This is a genomic window from Candidatus Velamenicoccus archaeovorus (assembly GCF_004102945.1).
Taxonomy (GTDB): domain Bacteria; phylum Omnitrophota; class Gorgyraeia; order Velamenicoccales; family Velamenicoccaceae; genus Velamenicoccus; species Velamenicoccus archaeovorus.
Map to the genome: position 1 here is coordinate 1923129 of NZ_CP019384.1, position 16978 is coordinate 1940106.

Genomic DNA, 16978 nt, shown 5'->3' on the forward strand with positions numbered 1-16978 from the left:
TCTTTAAATGTTTATTTACAGCAACAACCCTTCGATAATCTCGCCGTCTGAAGCCGCTGCTTCAAGCACGCGGCCCTGAATAGAACCGCTTACCGTGGCGCTCACCTTCCCGTCGTTTGCGCCGTAAAAATTCCCGCCGACAGCAATCGCGCCGTTAGCTTCGACTTTAAACGTCCGGCCCGTGGTCTTTAGATCTACGCTGACCATCTCTCCCTGCGCTGCCTTTGCCGCGGTAAAACCAATAAAGGCCTCTCCTGCATCCGCGTATTCGACCTGCGTGCCGCTGCCTGCGCTTAACTTCACCCTGCGGTAAGCCTCTAATGCTTCGCCTGCCACAAACGCTTTTGACCCGATATTAAACTGTGACATCTTTCTCCTCCTTCGTTTTTACTGCTTTCTTTTTTCTGCAGTCGCCTTTAACGCGTCTGTCATGCTGCAGTTATGCTCCTGTTTATAGGCATGCGCCCTTTCAAGATGGGTTGTCGGCTTTTTGCCTTTGTCCTCATCGTTATCAGGCCCGACATCCGGGGCCTGGGCATGCTGCAGGCCCGCGAGCTGCTTATCCTGAAAACTGATTGTCGCCTGCTCTAAAGTCAATCCGTTCTCAACCGCGGCAATAGCAAGATCATTCATATCCTTGAAGGCCTTCGCTTTCTTTAGGATCGAAACAACCCGCTCTCTTTCCTGCTTCTGCCCGTACTCGCCGCCCTTTTTGACTCCTTCGTCAAGGCCCAGCTTAAAGACGGAATCAAAAATATCCGGCCGTTCTTTCTTCAACTGCTCTACCGTTAAATTTTCAAACATGGTTTTCACCTCCTGTTTCTTTAAAATTGTTTGAAATTCATCCTTATTCATGCGATACCTCTCCAAAAACGCGATTACCCGCTCAACCGCATCCGGCTGCTCTAAGAACTTATCCAGAAAAGCCGTCATCTCCGCCGACGGCTTCACCGACTCAGAGAAAAACGGCATGCCGAAAAGGCCGTTATTTGCCGCCGGGTCGTCAACAATATCTACTGACATCAATTTCTTCACCCGGATAAGCGGCGGCAGCGTATTTCCTTTCTCATCCTTTGTCAATGATCCGTCTTTTTCCTGCCGGTACTCCTCGTCCCAATGTATGACCATAGAAGAGCCGAACGCGTCGGGATCGCTTTCCGCAAGCTCCATGATGTAACCCGCTAAATCTCCGTCAGGCGTCTTGTGCGCGGTTTGGTCAATATGCAGATCTGCCCGGACTATGCTGCCGTCCCGCCTGAAATTTTTAACCCTGCCCAGAAACGTCCCCAGGGCAGTTGAGCTCATGTTGGGATGGCCAAACCTTGACTTAATCCCCATCTTCGGCTGATTCCCCAGCTCAACGATTTTGTCTAATGCTGTTTCATCAAACTCCCCCCTTTCGTCATGCGTGACGCCTTTGGTGACAACCGCGAATCCCTCAATCACCTCGTTATTTCTGCTGACCCGGACGCCCCCGGCCCGTGCTATGTCCGTACGAAAAAGAATATCTTTATTTGGCATCTTGTTCTCCTATCCGAATATCCAACTCCTTCGGCATGGCCATCTGCGTTTTATTGCTGATCGTTATCTTCCTGGCTGCTTGGATTTTTGGCTTCTTTTGGCTCTTTTGCTTTCTCATCGCTTGGAAATTCCAAATCTAATTCTTTCATTTTTGTGGCTTCGCGCTTTCTCTGCTCAAAACTCTCTTCCCAGTCCTTGCCTTCCTGCGCATAGAGATCAGAATAAGTAACGATGCCGTTCTTTAACCCCACCTCGGCAGCCTGGGCTTCTTTTAGAGGATCGACCCATTCCCATCCGGGCGCAATCCATGAAGCGTTCGTCCAATAACGCTCATTTTCATAAAATGTCTCCGCTTTTATCTGACGGCTAAGATAGGCCTCTTCTAAAAGCATCTCCCAAACCGGCTGGCAGAGTTTTCGGGCAAGCCATTCCTGTCTCATCCTGAAATACCTGCGCGCCTCTAATAACGCTGCCCGGGCGCTTGAATAATTTGTCTTTGAGAAATCCTTGGCCACGAGCTCATAGGGCAGACCCAGGGCAGCAGAGATAGCCTTTAATATCCTTTCCACAAACGGCTCAAAGGTAGCTCCCGGCCTCTGCGGATTAAACGAGGTGATATTCTCTCCGGGCAGAAGATGTTTAATCATGCCCGGCTCCAGCGATTCGATTAGCTGCCCTGACGGGTTTCTTTCGTAGGCTGAATTAACCGCTACATCCATCGATGCTTCCGAAGTAATAAAAAGCGAAAAACACGCTGCTATTCTTGCCGCCACAAGTTCGGCCTCAGCGTATTCTGCCAGGTCTTTGAAGTAAGTCAGGACCGGTGCAAAGAAAGGAACGCCTCTTGTTTGACCTGAGCGCTGAACGAAGTAGAGATGAAAAATATTCCTGCGGCCGTATTCGTTCTTGACAGGTATCTCTATAAATTCTCTTTCCCCTCTTTTTGTGAATCTGATGTCTCCGGGATGCGTCTTCTGAATGAAATATGAAACCGGCTCGCCCTTCTCGCCTATTCGAACGCCTGACCTGATAGATTTATCCCCCTGCATGCCCGGCGGGGTGTCAAGCCGGTCTGATTCGATAATCTGCAGGGCCAGGGAATAAGGCCTGCCCGGCTCTTTAATCATCTTCGGGATAATAACCGCTTCGCCGTTTTCTAAAATCTGCCTGTCCACGAGCTGCTGGATTTCATAAAAGTCCATGCGGTTTCCGGCATCGGCATATGGAAGCCAGTCCTTCCAAACCCTCTCAGCTTGTTTTTGAAAATTGCTCCCAGCTGCGTCATCGATACTTAATAAATCTTTATCAATTCTTGACTGCGGCCTTATCCCTGAGCCGACAACATTTGTAGTCATTGTGCCGGTAATCCCTGAGGCATGCGCGTCATTGCGGTTTAAGTCGCGGCTTCTCTCGCGGATGTCTTTTAATTCTGGCAGCAAGTCTTCGTCTGCTGAGCCTCCCCCTGGAAGCCAGCTTGACCTGAGCCTTGACCTTGAAGCGCCTTTGTAAGAGCTGAACGATTCTGAAATGCTGATAGCCTGGCGGAACATGCGTCTCTTAAAACCGGCCCTTGGCGAGAAAAAAGAGATAACATTATCAATGCTACCTGCCAGTTTTTCGCCGATACTTTTTCTCATGACGGATCCTTAAAAGACGCGTATGTTGTGCGGTCTATAGTAGGGGATAATTCTTTCTTAAGCTGGTCGCGCATCTGCTTAAGATCGGCGATATCGCGGTAAGTCATTGTCCTGCCGTTTATGGTGTATGACTTCACGCCTGAACTTAAACCGTTGATAGCGGTCTCAATAGCGTCAAGCATTTCCTGTTTTGTGGGCGCGCTCACAATGCACTCCTTTTTTGCCCAATAAAAAAGCCCGCTACCGCCGTGCACGGTAACGGGCTTAATAAAACTATTGGGGCGCTATAAAGGCGGCCAACCTTTAGCGCATATAATCTTTAACTCTATATTACTTGAAATCCTCTAATTGACAAGATAGTCGTTACTACAAATTAGTAAAAACTACCCATCGTCTTCAGCCTCAACAGATTTGAAATTATGTCCGCATTTCTGGCAGATATGATATCTGACCGGCGGATGACTGGAATAACATTTGATATCTTTGCTTTTGCATTTAGGACACTTTAGCGGAATAAATCTGACGCCGTAATCTTTTGAATCATTCTGCGGCCTGCCGCCTGAATTTTTCTGCGGCTCAACAGAATCGTTGCGGTCGACATTTTTCAGCCAGTTAGGTTTTCTCTCAAGCCATCGCCCCATTAAAGCCAAGACCCTTCCCTTTTACGGATCCACTCCTGCCTTGAATGCTCCTCTCCTTTAGCTTTCGGCTGATAAACCCTCACAGCTCCGTCTTTGCGGATATTCAAGGCGCGGATAATATCTGCTGCGGCTAAGGCGTAAACCTCAGCGTCAAGAAAATGATTTGCCGAAGCTTCTTTTTTCTTCTGCCAGACTTCCTTTGCCCGGCCGGTGGTGCGGTTACGGATTAATATCTTATGCTCAGAGGTAAATTGAGCCAGATACTCCTCACCGGGATTTTTAAATATATGCCATTTCACCGGATCCCGGGAAGTAACAAGCCGGTTGATCTTGTCTTTATACTGCGTGACATTTAAATGCCACAAGACAAGCCCGCCTGGGATAACCGCGCCGGTGCGCGAATTGATGTCTATTTTATTTGCCCGGTAAAATCTGCCTCCGCTGATCTCTTCAACTCCCTTAATCGCTTTTGTCTTATCGGACCAGGACCGGCAAAAACGGTATACTTCATCCGTCCTAAAACCAGAGTCAACACATGACATATAAATATTTAAGGTCTCATTTGAAGTCAATCTTTTGTATTCCGTCTTAAACAAAGCCTCTACTAGATCATCCCAATATTCAGCTCTTCCTGCGCGAATGAGCCATGATTCCTCGTAATATCCCCAGCCGCGTATAACAAAATAAAAGTGATCCTTTTGCACGTCTACGCCCGCGGTTAAAACCAAAACCTCATCAGGCACAATTCCCTCGTCATAGTCCCGGGCAAGATTGCGGACCTTATCCACTGTCGTCTCTTCTATCTTCTCCTCCCAAACCTCGGCCAGCCAAGAATTGACAAAGTTCATCAAAAGCTCGATGTAGTCTTTTGATTTTAAGAACTCCGCCGCGATATCGCTCCATGTAAGCCAGGGGGAATATAGAGAACTTACCCAAAAGCCGCGGTTTCTGTTTTTCTCTTTCTTCTCGGGAATCCATTCTCCGCTTTGCATTATCTTTTGTTTCTGCAAGTCTTCTATTTTTTTGCCGCAATAGAAACACTCATACCAGGCAAACCGCTCGTTTTTAATCCTCTCGGGCGAAGATTCCTCTCTCGGCCATTTGATCTGGCCAAAGAGCAAAACCTGAAGCTTCCCACAATGAGGACAGGGGACATAAAATCGCCTCTGGTCTGATTTCTCATATTCCCTGAAAATATATCCTTCGCGTGTAGTCGGTGTTGAAACCTTGATAGTCTTTTTATTCCAAAATGTCTTCTGTCTTTCTGAGGCCAGTTTTATAGGATCTGCCTCGCGGCCCGAGAATTTCGGGTATTTATCCACCTCGTCCAAAAATAGATATCGGATAGGCCTTGATGCGAGATCCGCCGGTGAGTTGGATCCTGCGAAGTAAAGAATCATACGGTCAAAGTGATATTCAAGTTTCGTGATATCATCGAGATTCTCAGGCAGATACTTGCTCAACACCGGCGAAACTTCAATCATCGGCCGTATCCTGTTATATGAAACACTCTTTGCGTCATCGGCCCGCGGCGAAACCATAAGCGTAGGCCCCGGGTCCTGGTCAATGACGTAGCCCAGCATGTTATACATTGCCTCTGTCTTGCCGACTTGAGACGCAGCCATGACTGTTATTTCATCGACAAACGGATCCGTGAACGCATCCATAATTCCTTTTAAGTAGGGCGTTCTTGTTGTTGACCATTGCCCGGGCTCTGCAGAAGTTTTGACGTCAAGGCGCCTGAACGTATCTGCCCATTCGCTCACCGTCATCTTATTCGGCAGAACCCATTCCTCTGCCGCATAAGGCAGGACGGTATTAACTATTGCTCTGGCTATCTTTATCCTCACTTTTTACTCCCGCAAACTGATTGATGATATAGCGAAGCTCCGCGTCCAGCATCTCGCAGATAACCTTCGGCTCCTGCTGGTACAATTTAGGCGCGATGTATTTCGGCAGTCGTAAAAAACCAGCCTTAATTCCCCTTATCTGATTTTTAATTAATGACGCGTGATCTGCGAAAGGAATAAGCTCGCCTTCTTTTTGCTTTAATTCGAGCTCGCTTAGTTTGGCGCGGTTCTTGCGGTATTCGTTTTCCCAATAATCCTTGCTGCCGTCTTCGGGGTTTTGCGAGGCGTAAAACCATTTGAAGACCTCGCTGACTTTAAAACGGTATATCTCGCCCTGCGAATCCCGGATAACCGGCATTCCCTGCTTTATGTAACGCCGGACCATGCGGGGAGACTTTTCTAAAAATACTGAAATTGTCCCAAGGTCAACCGTTCCGTCAAGTACGTTGGTTTCTTTTCTCTGTTCGGACTTTTCAAACTCCTCAAGCTCCTTAAGCTCCTTGGCAGACAGCGTTCCCCGCTGCAATTTCTCAACAAGAGAGATATAGCGTTTCTTCCGGGCAATCTCTATTAGGTTCTGGCTTTTTTCATCCATTGCTATTTTCTCTATGCGCCTTCCTTCCAGAAAATTCCTCCCATCTTTTGACAGCTACGTCGCAAAAGATAGGCTCAATCTCCATTGCATAGCAGCGCCTATTTAACCGCTCAGCTGCGATGATCTGCGAACCGGACCCGCTGAACGGCTCATAACAAATATCTCCGGGCGAAGTATGCACGCGCATAGGAATAGCGAAGACCTCCGTAGGTTTAACCGTTGGATGATGCAGCCCAGGGTTGCGCTTCTTGCCTTCCCAGTCAAGCTCCCAAACATCCGTATGATATTCTGCTTGAGTTGGATCGCCTGAGCGCAAGAAATCTATCATCCACACGCTGCCGATAGATTTGTCTTTTGGTTTATAGGGCGGTTTTTGTCCTTTAATCCACATGAGAAGACACGGCTCATGCCTCCAAGAATAAAACGAATATGTCAAAACCGCGCAAGGCTTCACCCAAATAATCTGCTGATGGGCAAGAATACCCAGTTCATCGCAGATATCCTCAATCATGCCTCTTCGTTTTGAGGCATGCCAAAGATAGAGCGCGGTATTTTCTTTGATATGCTTAAGGCCCACCTCATAAAACTTCTTTATAAATTCCTTGGCATCCGGAATATCAACCTCATGGTAGACGCCAGACCAGTCATGCCCGCCGGTAGGCCTGTCAGCGCCGGTGTAATCAACGCAGTAAGGCGGATCCGTAGCAAACAAACTCGCCTTCTGATTATCCATAAGCCGCGCCACATCCCCCTCGTTTGTAGAATCGCCACAAAGAAGCCGATGTTCGCCCAAAATCCAAAGGTCGCCTCTTTTGGTAATTGCTTCTTTAGGCGGTTCGGGAATATCATCCAGTAGTGTCTTGCCGTCGCCTAAATTCTCAACGCCCATGTCTCCAACGCTGTCACGCAAATTCTTAAGTCTCAAAGCAAGATAATCATCAGCTGCCTCCTTGCGCAGCCTCTCCAAAAGCGGAATGAGCGCCTGCGTCCACTGCCCGGCAATCTCCTGGTTATTGAGCGTCACATTCATTGCCTGTTCCTGGATCTCATCAACGTCAACCAAAATAGCCGGTGCAGTCTCAACACCCTCTGCCTGCAGAATCTTATAGCGCTGATGCCCTGAAATGATATGCATATTGCGTTTATTTACTACCAGCAAGTCTACGTAACCGAACTTCTCCAGGCTGTGCCGCAGGCCCGACAGGGCCTCATTCGTAATCTCCCGCGGATTATAGGGAGCGGGCTTTATTTCTGACAACTTTATGTCACTGATTTCGGGCTTTATGTTAATCTTTGCCACTCTGTCCTCCTTTTCATAACCTCTTTAGAAACATATAGTTAAATAAAAAAGATAGTCCCCCGCCTTTACCGGGTAAGACCCATTTTCATTGACATTGACATCAATTTTTTAAGCCATAATCACTGAAAGCCCGCGCCTCGCCCGACCCGCGCCAAACCCGGCCGGGAAGGACCCAAAAGCATTAAAAACGAGTTATTCACAGATTTCACAACCTCTACTACTATCTTTTGTTAGTTATCTCTTGTTTAATATCTCTTGTTCGGGTGACACGGGCGTCACTACCTCTGGTGACACCTGTGTCACCACTCCAGTGACAGCCCTGTCACTGGTGACATCGGTGTCACTACTTGGCTGTGGATAACTTCTCGGCCCGGGCATGTTAAGCAGCTTATAAATATTCGGCTTGCCTTTCTTCCTCTCAATAGAGATAGCCTTCAGCTGCTCCAAGTGCTTAATAGCGCGCATGATTGTGCGCCGGGATACTCCGCAGTGATATGCCAATGTAGTGACTGAAGGAAAACAATCCTGCGCCTTAAAATTAGCGTAATAACAAAGCCATGAATAAACAGCAACGCCCATGGTGCCAGCGCTCTCACTTATAATCCTTAACGCTGCCTTATCTATCCAAAGGAATTTGCCATCGCGCAAATCCCTGATATCAATCTTTTCGCTTCCCATAAAAACTGCCTTCTTAAACGGACACAAGCTCGTACCAGGCCATCTTGCCTTTGAGATTTCTCCGGATGCATTCTTCCTTGCTTATTTTTCTTACTAAGCCTTGCCGGACAAAATCCCGAATCGTCCTGTCGGCCCGGAGATAATAATTCTTAGTGCCAAAGGAGATGACTTCAGCTTTAGAGAAAATCCTCTTTTGCTTACACCAGCTCAAGAGTTGCTTCTCCTTGGATAAGAATAAATCTCCCTGGCCATCATCCATTGCTCTCTACCGCCCTCCGATAATTAAAACGATGCCGATGACGATCGCTGAAATTGCAAATAGCCAAATCAGCATCCTTATGAATTCTTTTGGATCCTTGCCAAACGGCCGGTTTGCCTCGATGAGTCTATCTCGGTTATACCGGCTCAAGCCTTGATAGAGTCTCTTTAGTCCCTGAATAACTTTCATGGCTCCTCACCCCTCCTTATTCTTTCCACGGTGAATTTATCCTCACCGAGTTTGCGGGTCATTATTCCGATAAATATCTGAGCGATGTATTCTCCGACTTCGCTTGAGGTAACGATAGCCACCTTATCATCCGTGGCCAGGTAACTGGCATGCAGTCTGACTTTGGCCGGACCAAAGGTATATTCTGCGGTCTCAATGGCGCGGGCAATTTGCTTCTCAATAGCTTTCTTGCCTATCTTTTCCTGGAATTTGAACTTGCATATATCGGTCATTTTCTTTGCCCCTATATATGTATACAGATTTTTTTCTTAAACTGTCACACCTCGTGTAAGAATTATTTCAGGTAGTCCCTTAGTCCCTCCTTTTCAAAGAGTTCTCTTATCCGAGCTATCTCACGGTGAATAATCATTCTATGTTTATTAAGCTGCCTAGAGGCCTCGCTGATAGTCAGGCCTTCTTCGCCAAGCAACTTGCATAATTTCTGTTGCTGCGGAGTAAGCTTCTGGTAGATTCTGGAAAGCTCTAACTTGAGTTCAGACTTAATTTGCGGCAGGACATCATCGCTTTCAGTGAGTTTATCTTTTAAGGCAGGCTCATCTTCATTGTCATTAAAGGGCTCATCCAGGGATACACTCTCGTAAATCGCTTTCCTCTTATCAGCACTAGCTTTCTCGGCAAGATTGATAAGCATATTCCTGACAACCTCAGCCATATATGTCCTTTTTGAAGCGCCACGCTTTGTATCGTAGCGATCGCGGACATCAAGCCAGCGCATAAGACATTCCTGCAATAAATCATCCAATCCTTCCCGCGCCAAATATGTGCGCTCTTTTCTGTAATCATTGATAACTTTCTTGGCAACCGCAATCTCCCAACTCTCAAATAAACCTCCGTAATTGAGACTCATGAGACACCTCCTTTTTTATTTCTTGAGGTGTCTTTAAATGAGCCCTAAGTAAACATTAGCCCTTTAAAACTATGAAGTAAATCACGGAGGTCTCACAAATATATAAAGAGATACCGCTATTTATACCTTTTTACTTTCGTAAGATCATCGATTCCAAACAGCTCTCTTTGCGTTGGCTCTCTGCCCAGGATGTCGGTCAAAACTTTTATCACTGCCTCGCAGAGTTTTCTATTTCGCTGCTCTCTCTGTGAAGGCGAAAGGTTCTTCGCGTAAACCACCTGAATCCGGTTCCCGAATCGCTTATTAAAATCGTCTTTTATCCCTCGTGCCATATTTGCTCCCTACAGATGTATACAGATTTTTTTCTCAAACTGTCACACCCCTGTGACAAATTGTTAAAAAAATCGGTATATACATATAGAGGCATCGATTCCTCTTGACTTGTAGGGGTTTTGTTATAGGGTTGGGGTGTCCAAAAAATCTGAAAGGAGGTGACTACCACATGACTGCAGAGCAGAAAAAGAAAGACCGGGAGTTTTTGCATAAACTTCATGCCAAGCATTACGGCAAGAAAAAATCAAAAACTCAAAAAGCCAAGGCGCCGGTTGACAATTCTCCCTCTCCTAAAGAAGGCGTTATCTTGGCAGCGGGCAGCACGCGCAACGAGCTAATGCTAGAGGCTAAGCAGCGCGGAGTTAAGAATTTCCGGGTGCTTAACAAGCAGGAGCTCGCCGACGCGCTAAAGAATATCGGCGATCAAAAGACTGTCGATACCATTGTGGCCGGGGCCGTGGCCAGATGGAAGGCTGGCTGGGGCAAAGGCAAAACGCGGAAAGCCCAGGCATAGCTATTCTTAGCCGCCAGGCAGAAGACGCTCCTCTGCCTGGCGGATGCCTGCACTCAAATGTGGTAGAAATCTATGATCATAAAACCTAAGACAGATAAAACAACCAACAAAAAACGCTACGTTATCTATACGCGCTGCTCCACTGACGACCAGGCCCAGGGAGATTTTACTACCCTGGACAGCCAAGCCTACCACTGCAAAAACTTGCTGGATGCCTTTGGATATGAGCTCGCCAAGATAGGCAACAAAGGTCGAATAGACGATGACGGATACTCCGGCAAGGATCTTGACCGGCCCGGCATCCAGATGATTATTGACCACGTGCGTAGAGGAACTGCCCCTTTTGACGGAATAATCTTCTTCCGTCTTGACCGCCTGACCCGTAATACCCGGGACCTCTACTGGCTTATTGATCTATTCAACTCCAAAGAGATCGCTTTCGTATCCGTACGCGAGAATCTTGACAGCTCAACCGCCATAGGCAGAGTGGTCATTGGTATACTTGGGATCTTGTCAGCCTTTGAGCGGGAGCTTACCGGCGAGCGCGTGAAAGCCTCCGCTATTGCCCGGGTGCGCCAAGGCAAATGGGTCGGCGGGATGCTGCCTTACGGATATAAGCTTATACCAGACGGACAACCTCTACCTAACGGCCGCCAGCCACACAAGATTGTCCTTGATGAGAAGATATCTCTCCATCTTAAAGCTATCTGGGAGATGGCCGCAGATAATAAATCACTTACGCAGGTAGGCCTTGAACTACATAGGCGCGGGCTAAAAACTCTAAACGGCAAGGAATGGCGCAGGCAGGTTATCTCAAGGATCTTAAAGAATCCCTTCTATAAGGGCTACATCCAGTACAGCGGAGAGTATCATAAAGGCACTCATCCTCCAATTGTAGAAGAGTGGCTATGGGAAAGGGCCAACAAGATATTAAACGCAAGACTCCCCGGCCACAACTTTGTGCAGAAGGAAAGATTCTACGAATACCTACTTGCAGGGATCATCAGATGCGGCGATTGTGGCAGCCATATGGTCTGCAATTTCTCGGGCGGCCGCGGCCGGAGAAAGTTCTTTTATTATGAATGCAGCCGCGCTAAGCAAGCCCTGGGATGCAAGGCTGCGCGCATCTCCGCAACCACTTTTGACAAAGCCATAATCGATTATTTCAGGCGGGCATCCAAGGACAAAAGCATTATTATAAAAGCCCTTGGCGACGCAATGCTCGAGTCGCAGGCAAAGCTTGAAAAGATAGAGGCAGACCTTAAAGAAAAGGAAACCAGGCTAAACGGGTTCCGGCACCAGGCAAATAAGCTGCTGGAATTAGCCCTGGGTAATGCCGTCACCAAAGGCTCCACCTATAAAGACAAGATGAATGACCTGGAAGCCGAGATCGCAAAACTTGAAGACGAGATAGACAAGCTGCAGGCCCAGAAGCGAGTTGCCAGCATAAACGCCTGCTCCGGTGAGCTCGTATACCGAACCATGGGCTTTGCCATACAACACCTCGAAGATGCCTCTCCGGAAACCCAGAAAAGCCTCATACAAGCCCTGATCAAGGATATCTACGTGTATAGCGACCGGCTGGTAATCAATATGTATGTTGACGAACCTCTTGAAGGCATCCTCCCTACCGAAATAGCCTCTATAAACGAAAAGCGCCCTACAGAAGCCTGTAAGGCGCTTGCATCCACTGTATCGCTACCCGAAGTTTCGGATAGTTGTCAACAATGGCTGCCCCGCTTGGACTCGAACCAAGACACCTAGATCCAGAGTCTAGTGTCCTACCAATTAGACGACAGGGCAAAATGTATATTTAAGGTAATTTTACCTTGCATTTTGCCCGCCCTGAGCACGACCCGTCCTGTGCGAAGGGCAGGGCAATATCACCATCAGGTTATCAGCTTGCATTTTGCCCGTCCCGAGGTCCGATTACATCCTGGGCCGAAGGGCAGGGCAAAACAAAAAATCTTTAGGTACCTTTTGCCCGCCCTGAGCGCGATTACGCAGAAAGCGTAATACTGGCCTTTCCGATAAGGCCAGGTGCAACATCCTGCGCGAAGGACAGGGCAATCATTGCAATCCAGGTTATCAACTGCTTTTGCCCGTCCTGAGGCCCAAAAATAGACCTGACGACGGAAAAGGGTAAAATCGGTATGATTATTGTAATATCCCTGCCCCTGCCTGACAAGTTTATTTTTTAGGCCCGCGAAAAACCTCTTATAGTCCTTTACAATCCTGTGCAACTGTCTTATGATAATGCATCGGGACCAAAGGCGCTCCCCCCCCCACCATGAAAAGGATCGGCTTCGACAACGAAAAATACCTCCGCGAGCAAGCCCAAGCTATCTCCGAAAGAGTCCGCAAGTTCGATAACAAGCTGTATCTGGAGTTCGGCGGCAAGTTGTGTTTCGATTACCATGCCGCCAGGGTCCTGCCCGGCTATGACCCCAATGTCAAGCTGCGCCTCCTGCAGATGCTCTCGGACAAGATCAATATCGTCCTCTCTATCTACGCCGGGGACATCGAAAGCGGCCGGCTGCGGGGGGATTTCGGCATCACCTATGACGCCGCCACCTTCAAGCTGATCGACGACCTCAGAAAATGGGACTTGGACATCCTGGCCGTCGTCATCACGCGCTTTAACAATCAGCCGTCCGCCGTCGTCTTCAAAAACAAGCTGGAACGCAGGGGGATCAAGGTCTACTTCCATTATCCCATTGAGGGTTACCCTGTGGACGTAGACGCCGTTGTCAGCGACAAGGGCTTCGGCAAAAACGACTACATTGAAACGGACAAGCCTATCGTCGTCGTAACAGGGCCTGGGCCGAACAGCGGAAAACTCTCAACCTGTCTATCCCAACTCTACAATGAGCACCGCCGCGGCACTAACGCCGGGTACGCCAAATTTGAAACTTTCCCCATCTGGAGCATCGAACTCAAACACCCGGTGAACATCGCCTACGAAGCGGCGACCGCAGATATCCAGGACTTCAACCTCGTCGACCCGTTCCATCTGGGTGCCTACAAAAAAGTCGCCATCAACTATAACCGCGACGTCGAAAGTTTCCCGATCCTCAAGCTGATCCTGGAGAGGATCTTCGAAGGACAAGCGCACCCCGTCCTGTACCAATCACCGACGGACATGGGTGTCAACAGGGCAGGCTTCGGCATCGTCCAGGACGACGTCGTGCGCGAAGCATCCAAACAGGAACTGATACGGCGCTATTTGCGCTACAATACCGAATACGCCCTGGGGGTCGAAAAGAAACCGACGGTGGACCGCGCCATGTCCCTGATGGAAGAACTGGGGCTGAAGGTGACCGACCGGCCGACCGTCGAGCCGGCGAGGGAAGCGGCCCGTCAGGCCGAGACCAACGGTAAAGGCAACGAAGGCATTTATTGCGGGGCGGCCATCCAGCTCGGCGACGGCAGGATCATCACGGGAAAAAACTCGCAGCTGATGCACGCGGCCTCGAGCGTGATCCTCAATGCCATCAAGACGCTTGCCAATATACCCGACGAGATCCTCCTGTTGTCGCCCCAGATCATCCACCAGATCTCGGGACTCAAACAAGGGGCCCTGCGGCAGGAATCGACCAGCCTGGACCTTCAAGAAACGCTCATCGCCCTTTCGATCGGCGCAACGACCAATCATACGGCCGAACTGGCCATGAAGAAACTGACGGAACTACGCAACTGTGAGATGCACATGACTCACATCCCCACCCCCGGCGACCAGATCGGCCTCAACAAGCTGGGCATCAACCTCACCTCAGACGGCCAATTCTCTTCCCGCAATCTGTTTATGGTCTAAATGTTTTGTCTTGAAGAAGGAAATGCCGCTTGCTGGAAGGCATGCCGCAACAAAAACGCGGTCATATTTTGATCGGATGGCATATCTCTGTTTCGGACGCGGATGTCCTTCCGCAACAGCCGCAGACAAATGAGGGTCTTTCGGATTTGGATGCGCAGGAATGACGCAGATTCTCCAGAACGCCTCCGCAAAATCCGCAGCGAGGCGTCCCTGGGACATTCATGGGTGCGCAGAGGTGCCCCTTCGACGTCGTCGGAGCGCCGCAAGAAGGGCACAGATACCCCTGCGGCTTTGTTTTCTTGGATGACTTCATCGTCATGCTCTTGTGCCTTCTCTTGATCCAGGCACAACGCGCTCTCCGGCAAGACGCCATTGTCTTGCCTGCCAAGGATTATATTATGGACTGCCAAGCCTTGTCAACTTCGCCGCTCACTTGCGGCGGGGATAGAGCTCAAAAATTTCCAGGGGACCGACCCTCCTGCCCACCTCGAACCTGCGCGACAGGCCGGCTTGCGCATCCAAAAGGGTCTCTCGATCGGTCTCTTCCAGCAAACCATAGACGACAGGATTGAAATAATACATCGCCCCCCTGCACTGTTTCAGAGAATCCTCAAAACCGGCGTCATTGATAAAAAGCCAGCGGTCCTGCGGGAACAAGAATTCGAGCGCGGTCTTGGATGTGCTGGTCTTAAACGACACGACACAGTCCTGGGCCGGGCAGGCGGGGAAATCCTTTTGGATATCTTTCCATGAGAACGCCTTGACAGACCCCAGATCGTTATCAGCCTTCGCACCGGCCGCGGCCAGCAAAAAGAAAACCAGGACAAACCTCGCCCAGCGGCGGCGGATAAATAGCTCGATCGTCTTGGAGACCACGTAACCCATCACAAGAAAAACAGGGATCAGGATCTGCAATATCTGCCACTCGGCATTGGCCGGCGCATAATAAGCCAGAGGGATAAGGCTGACCAACAACCACCCCACAACCACGTTCATCATCCGTTCTTTCTTGTGAAACATCTGGATCAAGGCCAGGCCTGCGACCGCCCACAGCGCCATGCCTCCCGTCCGCGAGAGGAAAAGATTAAAGTTCTTGATGAAATAAACCGCGGCAAAGGGGGCATTGCGGCCGTGATAGGCGGCAGAGATGCAGGCAGACTGAATCCCGTTCCAGTTGACCATAAAAGGGAGGCAGAAGAACAACGTTGCAATAGCCAACAGGACGGCCATCCCGAGATATCCTTTGAGCGCCTCCCGGAGCGCATCGTCTTTCTTCGCCTCTGGGAGAAGGACGAACAAGAACAGCGCAAGCATGACGATGTTTTCCGGTTTGATGTTGATCGTGATAAAAAAAAGGAAAAGAAGGCCCAGGCCGATAAACCGGCTCTTGCTCTTCAGGAAGCAGATCAAGAACAAAAACTCCAGGACAACGAGAAATACGGAAAGCGACATGGGAAATTCATACCCGCTGTAAACGAGGTGCTGCGGCGAAACGGCAAGCAGCCCTGCGGCCAGGAAGGAAACGATGCGATCGGCGGTCAAGGCGTAGCCGACGAAATACAAAAGGCCTACGGACAAAACGCTTGCGGCAAGATTGAACGATGAAACCGCTGTCAGGTTTTCAGCAACAGCGAGCACCGGGGATATAAAAAACGGATAACCGGGTATATGCAAGGCGGCGGCCAGGTCGAATCGCGCGGGAAACTTTAGCAAAAAAATGTCCTTGATGGCCAGTGCATCCTCGATATATCCCCAGCCGTAAGGATCCAGGTCTATGTGAAAGGTGTGCCGGACTCTCAAGACAAGCCCGGCGGCCGTCACAAGGCCCACAAGGAGAACATCCCGCCACGCCGCTTCCCTGAACTGACCCCTGAAAACCGGAAGGCTGTGAAAAACAAATTTTATAAAAGCTGCCAAAAGGAAAATAAAATACAACAGCCAACCATAGGAAAACATCCGGCGCCACCCTTAGCGATTGCGGAAAATCTCCATGCCGCGACGAAAACTCACTTCACGTCTTTCCAGACAATAACCTCGCCTTGGCGGCGATGGCAAGAATTTCTGAGGGATTGTCTGAAGCCGTGGCCCAACAAATACCTGACCTTGGCGGATTTATTCGTGTCTGACTCGTAAAATCCCAGGATGAGGCGGCCGCCGGCCTTGAGACGGCGCAAACATGCCTCCAAAAGTTCTGTCTCCTTCTGCGTCTCGAAGGAATAATTATCCCAGACATTCCAATAGATGTAATCAAAACGCGTCTGCGGCCATATCCTGGCCAAATCCGGTTCGATGGAGAGATCGGCGGCGACGAAATTCGCGGCGTGGCGGGGAAACAGGAGCTTCGCCTTGCGGACAAGCGAAGCGTCCTTGTCGACACCGTAAGGCACCAAGGACCGCCCCGACCACTCCTGCAGGCACCGCAGCAAAAACCCGTTGGCGCAGCCGATATCCAAGATCGCCCCGTCGCCGTCGATCGAGCGGGAAATAAAGAACCGCGTGATCTCGTAGACCTTGAAGCTTCTGTGCCCTGTGCCGGCGGCCGCAACAAACGAACGCAATCTTCCTTTATTCTTGATAAACGCCTTAAAGGCCGCGGAATATTGGAATCTCGCCCTTCTCGGATCTATTGTCCGGCCTGAAAAAGGGTCCATCATAACGACCACCTTCCGAGGGAAAAGTTGCTGCCCGTCCATATTGGCCATGACCTGGATCTAATAACCATGGGGTCCCTGCGGCTGTC

At 49.4% G+C, this 16978-nt stretch carries 17 protein-coding genes, 1 tRNA gene and 1 pseudogene; 3 read left to right on the plus strand and 16 right to left on the minus strand.

Annotated elements, in window-relative coordinates; translation table 11 throughout:
- Positions 1-15: 15 nt before the first annotated feature.
- The 12 genes and pseudogenes from BU251_RS09065 to BU251_RS09115 all read right to left on the minus strand — a co-directional run bounded on the left by BU251_RS09065 (position 16) and on the right by BU251_RS09115 (position 9577).
- Complete coding sequence (locus tag BU251_RS09065) at positions 16-369, minus strand: Rossmann-fold NAD(P)-binding domain-containing protein (RefSeq protein ID WP_128700863.1); 354 nt, start codon at positions 367-369, stop codon at positions 16-18.
- Between the two features lie 18 nt (positions 370-387).
- Complete coding sequence (locus BU251_RS09070) at positions 388-1521, minus strand: hypothetical protein (protein WP_128700864.1); 1134 nt, start codon at positions 1519-1521, stop codon at positions 388-390.
- Positions 1522-1571: 50 nt separating this feature from the next.
- Entirely contained in the window at positions 1572-3158 is a 1587-nt protein-coding gene (locus BU251_RS09075; RefSeq protein WP_128700865.1) for a phage portal protein, read from the minus strand.
- Entirely contained in the window at positions 3155-3364 is a 210-nt protein-coding gene (locus BU251_RS09080) for a phage head-tail joining protein (RefSeq protein ID WP_128700866.1), read from the minus strand. Before BU251_RS09080 ends, BU251_RS09075 begins: the two co-directional genes overlap by 4 nt.
- Before the next feature lie 177 nt (positions 3365-3541).
- Positions 3542-3799: a zinc ribbon domain-containing protein gene (locus tag BU251_RS09085; protein WP_128700867.1), complete on the minus strand. Its 258-nt coding sequence runs from the start codon at positions 3797-3799 to the stop codon at positions 3542-3544.
- Positions 3799-4809: a terminase gpA endonuclease subunit gene (locus BU251_RS09615; RefSeq protein ID WP_320416946.1), complete on the minus strand. Its 1011-nt coding sequence runs from the start codon at positions 4807-4809 to the stop codon at positions 3799-3801. The genes BU251_RS09085 and BU251_RS09615 overlap by 1 nt, the downstream gene beginning before the upstream one ends.
- Before the next feature lie 24 nt (positions 4810-4833).
- Positions 4834-5571, minus strand: a pseudogene (locus BU251_RS09650) (phage terminase large subunit family protein); the annotation flags it as partial.
- Positions 5572-5617: 46 nt separating this feature from the next.
- A complete protein-coding gene (locus BU251_RS09095) occupies positions 5618-6244 on the minus strand; it encodes a hypothetical protein (protein WP_128700869.1) in 627 nt (208 codons plus the stop codon).
- On the minus strand, positions 6237-7544 hold the full coding sequence (locus tag BU251_RS09100; RefSeq protein WP_128700870.1) for a site-specific DNA-methyltransferase: 1308 nt from the start codon (positions 7542-7544) through the stop codon (positions 6237-6239). Before BU251_RS09100 ends, BU251_RS09095 begins: the two co-directional genes overlap by 8 nt.
- A 234-nt stretch (positions 7545-7778) precedes the next feature.
- Positions 7779-8222, minus strand: coding sequence for a helix-turn-helix domain-containing protein (locus BU251_RS09105; protein ID WP_128700871.1), 444 nt, complete (start codon positions 8220-8222; stop codon positions 7779-7781).
- Positions 8223-8666: 444 nt separating this feature from the next.
- On the minus strand, positions 8667-8942 hold the full coding sequence (locus BU251_RS09110; RefSeq protein ID WP_128700872.1) for a hypothetical protein: 276 nt from the start codon (positions 8940-8942) through the stop codon (positions 8667-8669).
- A 62-nt stretch (positions 8943-9004) separates the two neighbouring features.
- On the minus strand, positions 9005-9577 hold the full coding sequence (locus BU251_RS09115; RefSeq protein ID WP_128700873.1) for an RNA polymerase sigma factor: 573 nt from the start codon (positions 9575-9577) through the stop codon (positions 9005-9007).
- Between the two features lie 502 nt (positions 9578-10079).
- Here BU251_RS09115 and BU251_RS09120 point away from each other — a divergent pair.
- The gene (locus BU251_RS09120) at positions 10080-10424 is read left to right on the plus strand and encodes a hypothetical protein (protein ID WP_128700874.1); all 345 of its coding nucleotides are present in this window, start codon (positions 10080-10082) and stop codon (positions 10422-10424) included.
- Positions 10425-10496: 72 nt separating this feature from the next.
- Positions 10497-12188: a recombinase family protein gene (locus BU251_RS09125; protein ID WP_128700875.1), complete on the plus strand. Its 1692-nt coding sequence runs from the start codon at positions 10497-10499 to the stop codon at positions 12186-12188.
- Here the strand turns inward: BU251_RS09125 and BU251_RS09130 are convergent.
- Positions 12153-12227: transfer RNA gene (locus tag BU251_RS09130), tRNA-Gln, on the minus strand. The genes BU251_RS09125 and BU251_RS09130 overlap by 36 nt on opposite strands.
- 487 nt (positions 12228-12714) lie before the next feature.
- Between BU251_RS09130 and BU251_RS09135 the strand changes: the two genes are divergently transcribed.
- Complete coding sequence (locus BU251_RS09135; protein WP_128700876.1) at positions 12715-14238, plus strand: DUF1846 domain-containing protein; 1524 nt, start codon at positions 12715-12717, stop codon at positions 14236-14238.
- Between the two features lie 61 nt (positions 14239-14299).
- Here BU251_RS09135 and BU251_RS09140 read toward each other — a convergent pair whose 3' ends face one another.
- From BU251_RS09140 to BU251_RS09150, 3 genes are all read right to left on the minus strand, one after another.
- Positions 14300-14557, minus strand: coding sequence for a hypothetical protein (locus BU251_RS09140; protein WP_128700877.1), 258 nt, complete (start codon positions 14555-14557; stop codon positions 14300-14302).
- A 110-nt stretch (positions 14558-14667) separates the two neighbouring features.
- Positions 14668-16194 (minus strand): glycosyltransferase family protein, encoded by a 1527-nt coding sequence (locus BU251_RS09145; RefSeq protein WP_128700878.1) that lies wholly within the window; start codon positions 16192-16194, stop codon positions 14668-14670.
- Positions 16195-16244: 50 nt separating this feature from the next.
- Positions 16245-16892, minus strand: a complete 648-nt coding sequence (locus BU251_RS09150; RefSeq protein WP_164908951.1) for a class I SAM-dependent methyltransferase — start codon at positions 16890-16892, stop codon at positions 16245-16247.
- Between the last annotated feature and the right edge of the window lie 86 nt (positions 16893-16978).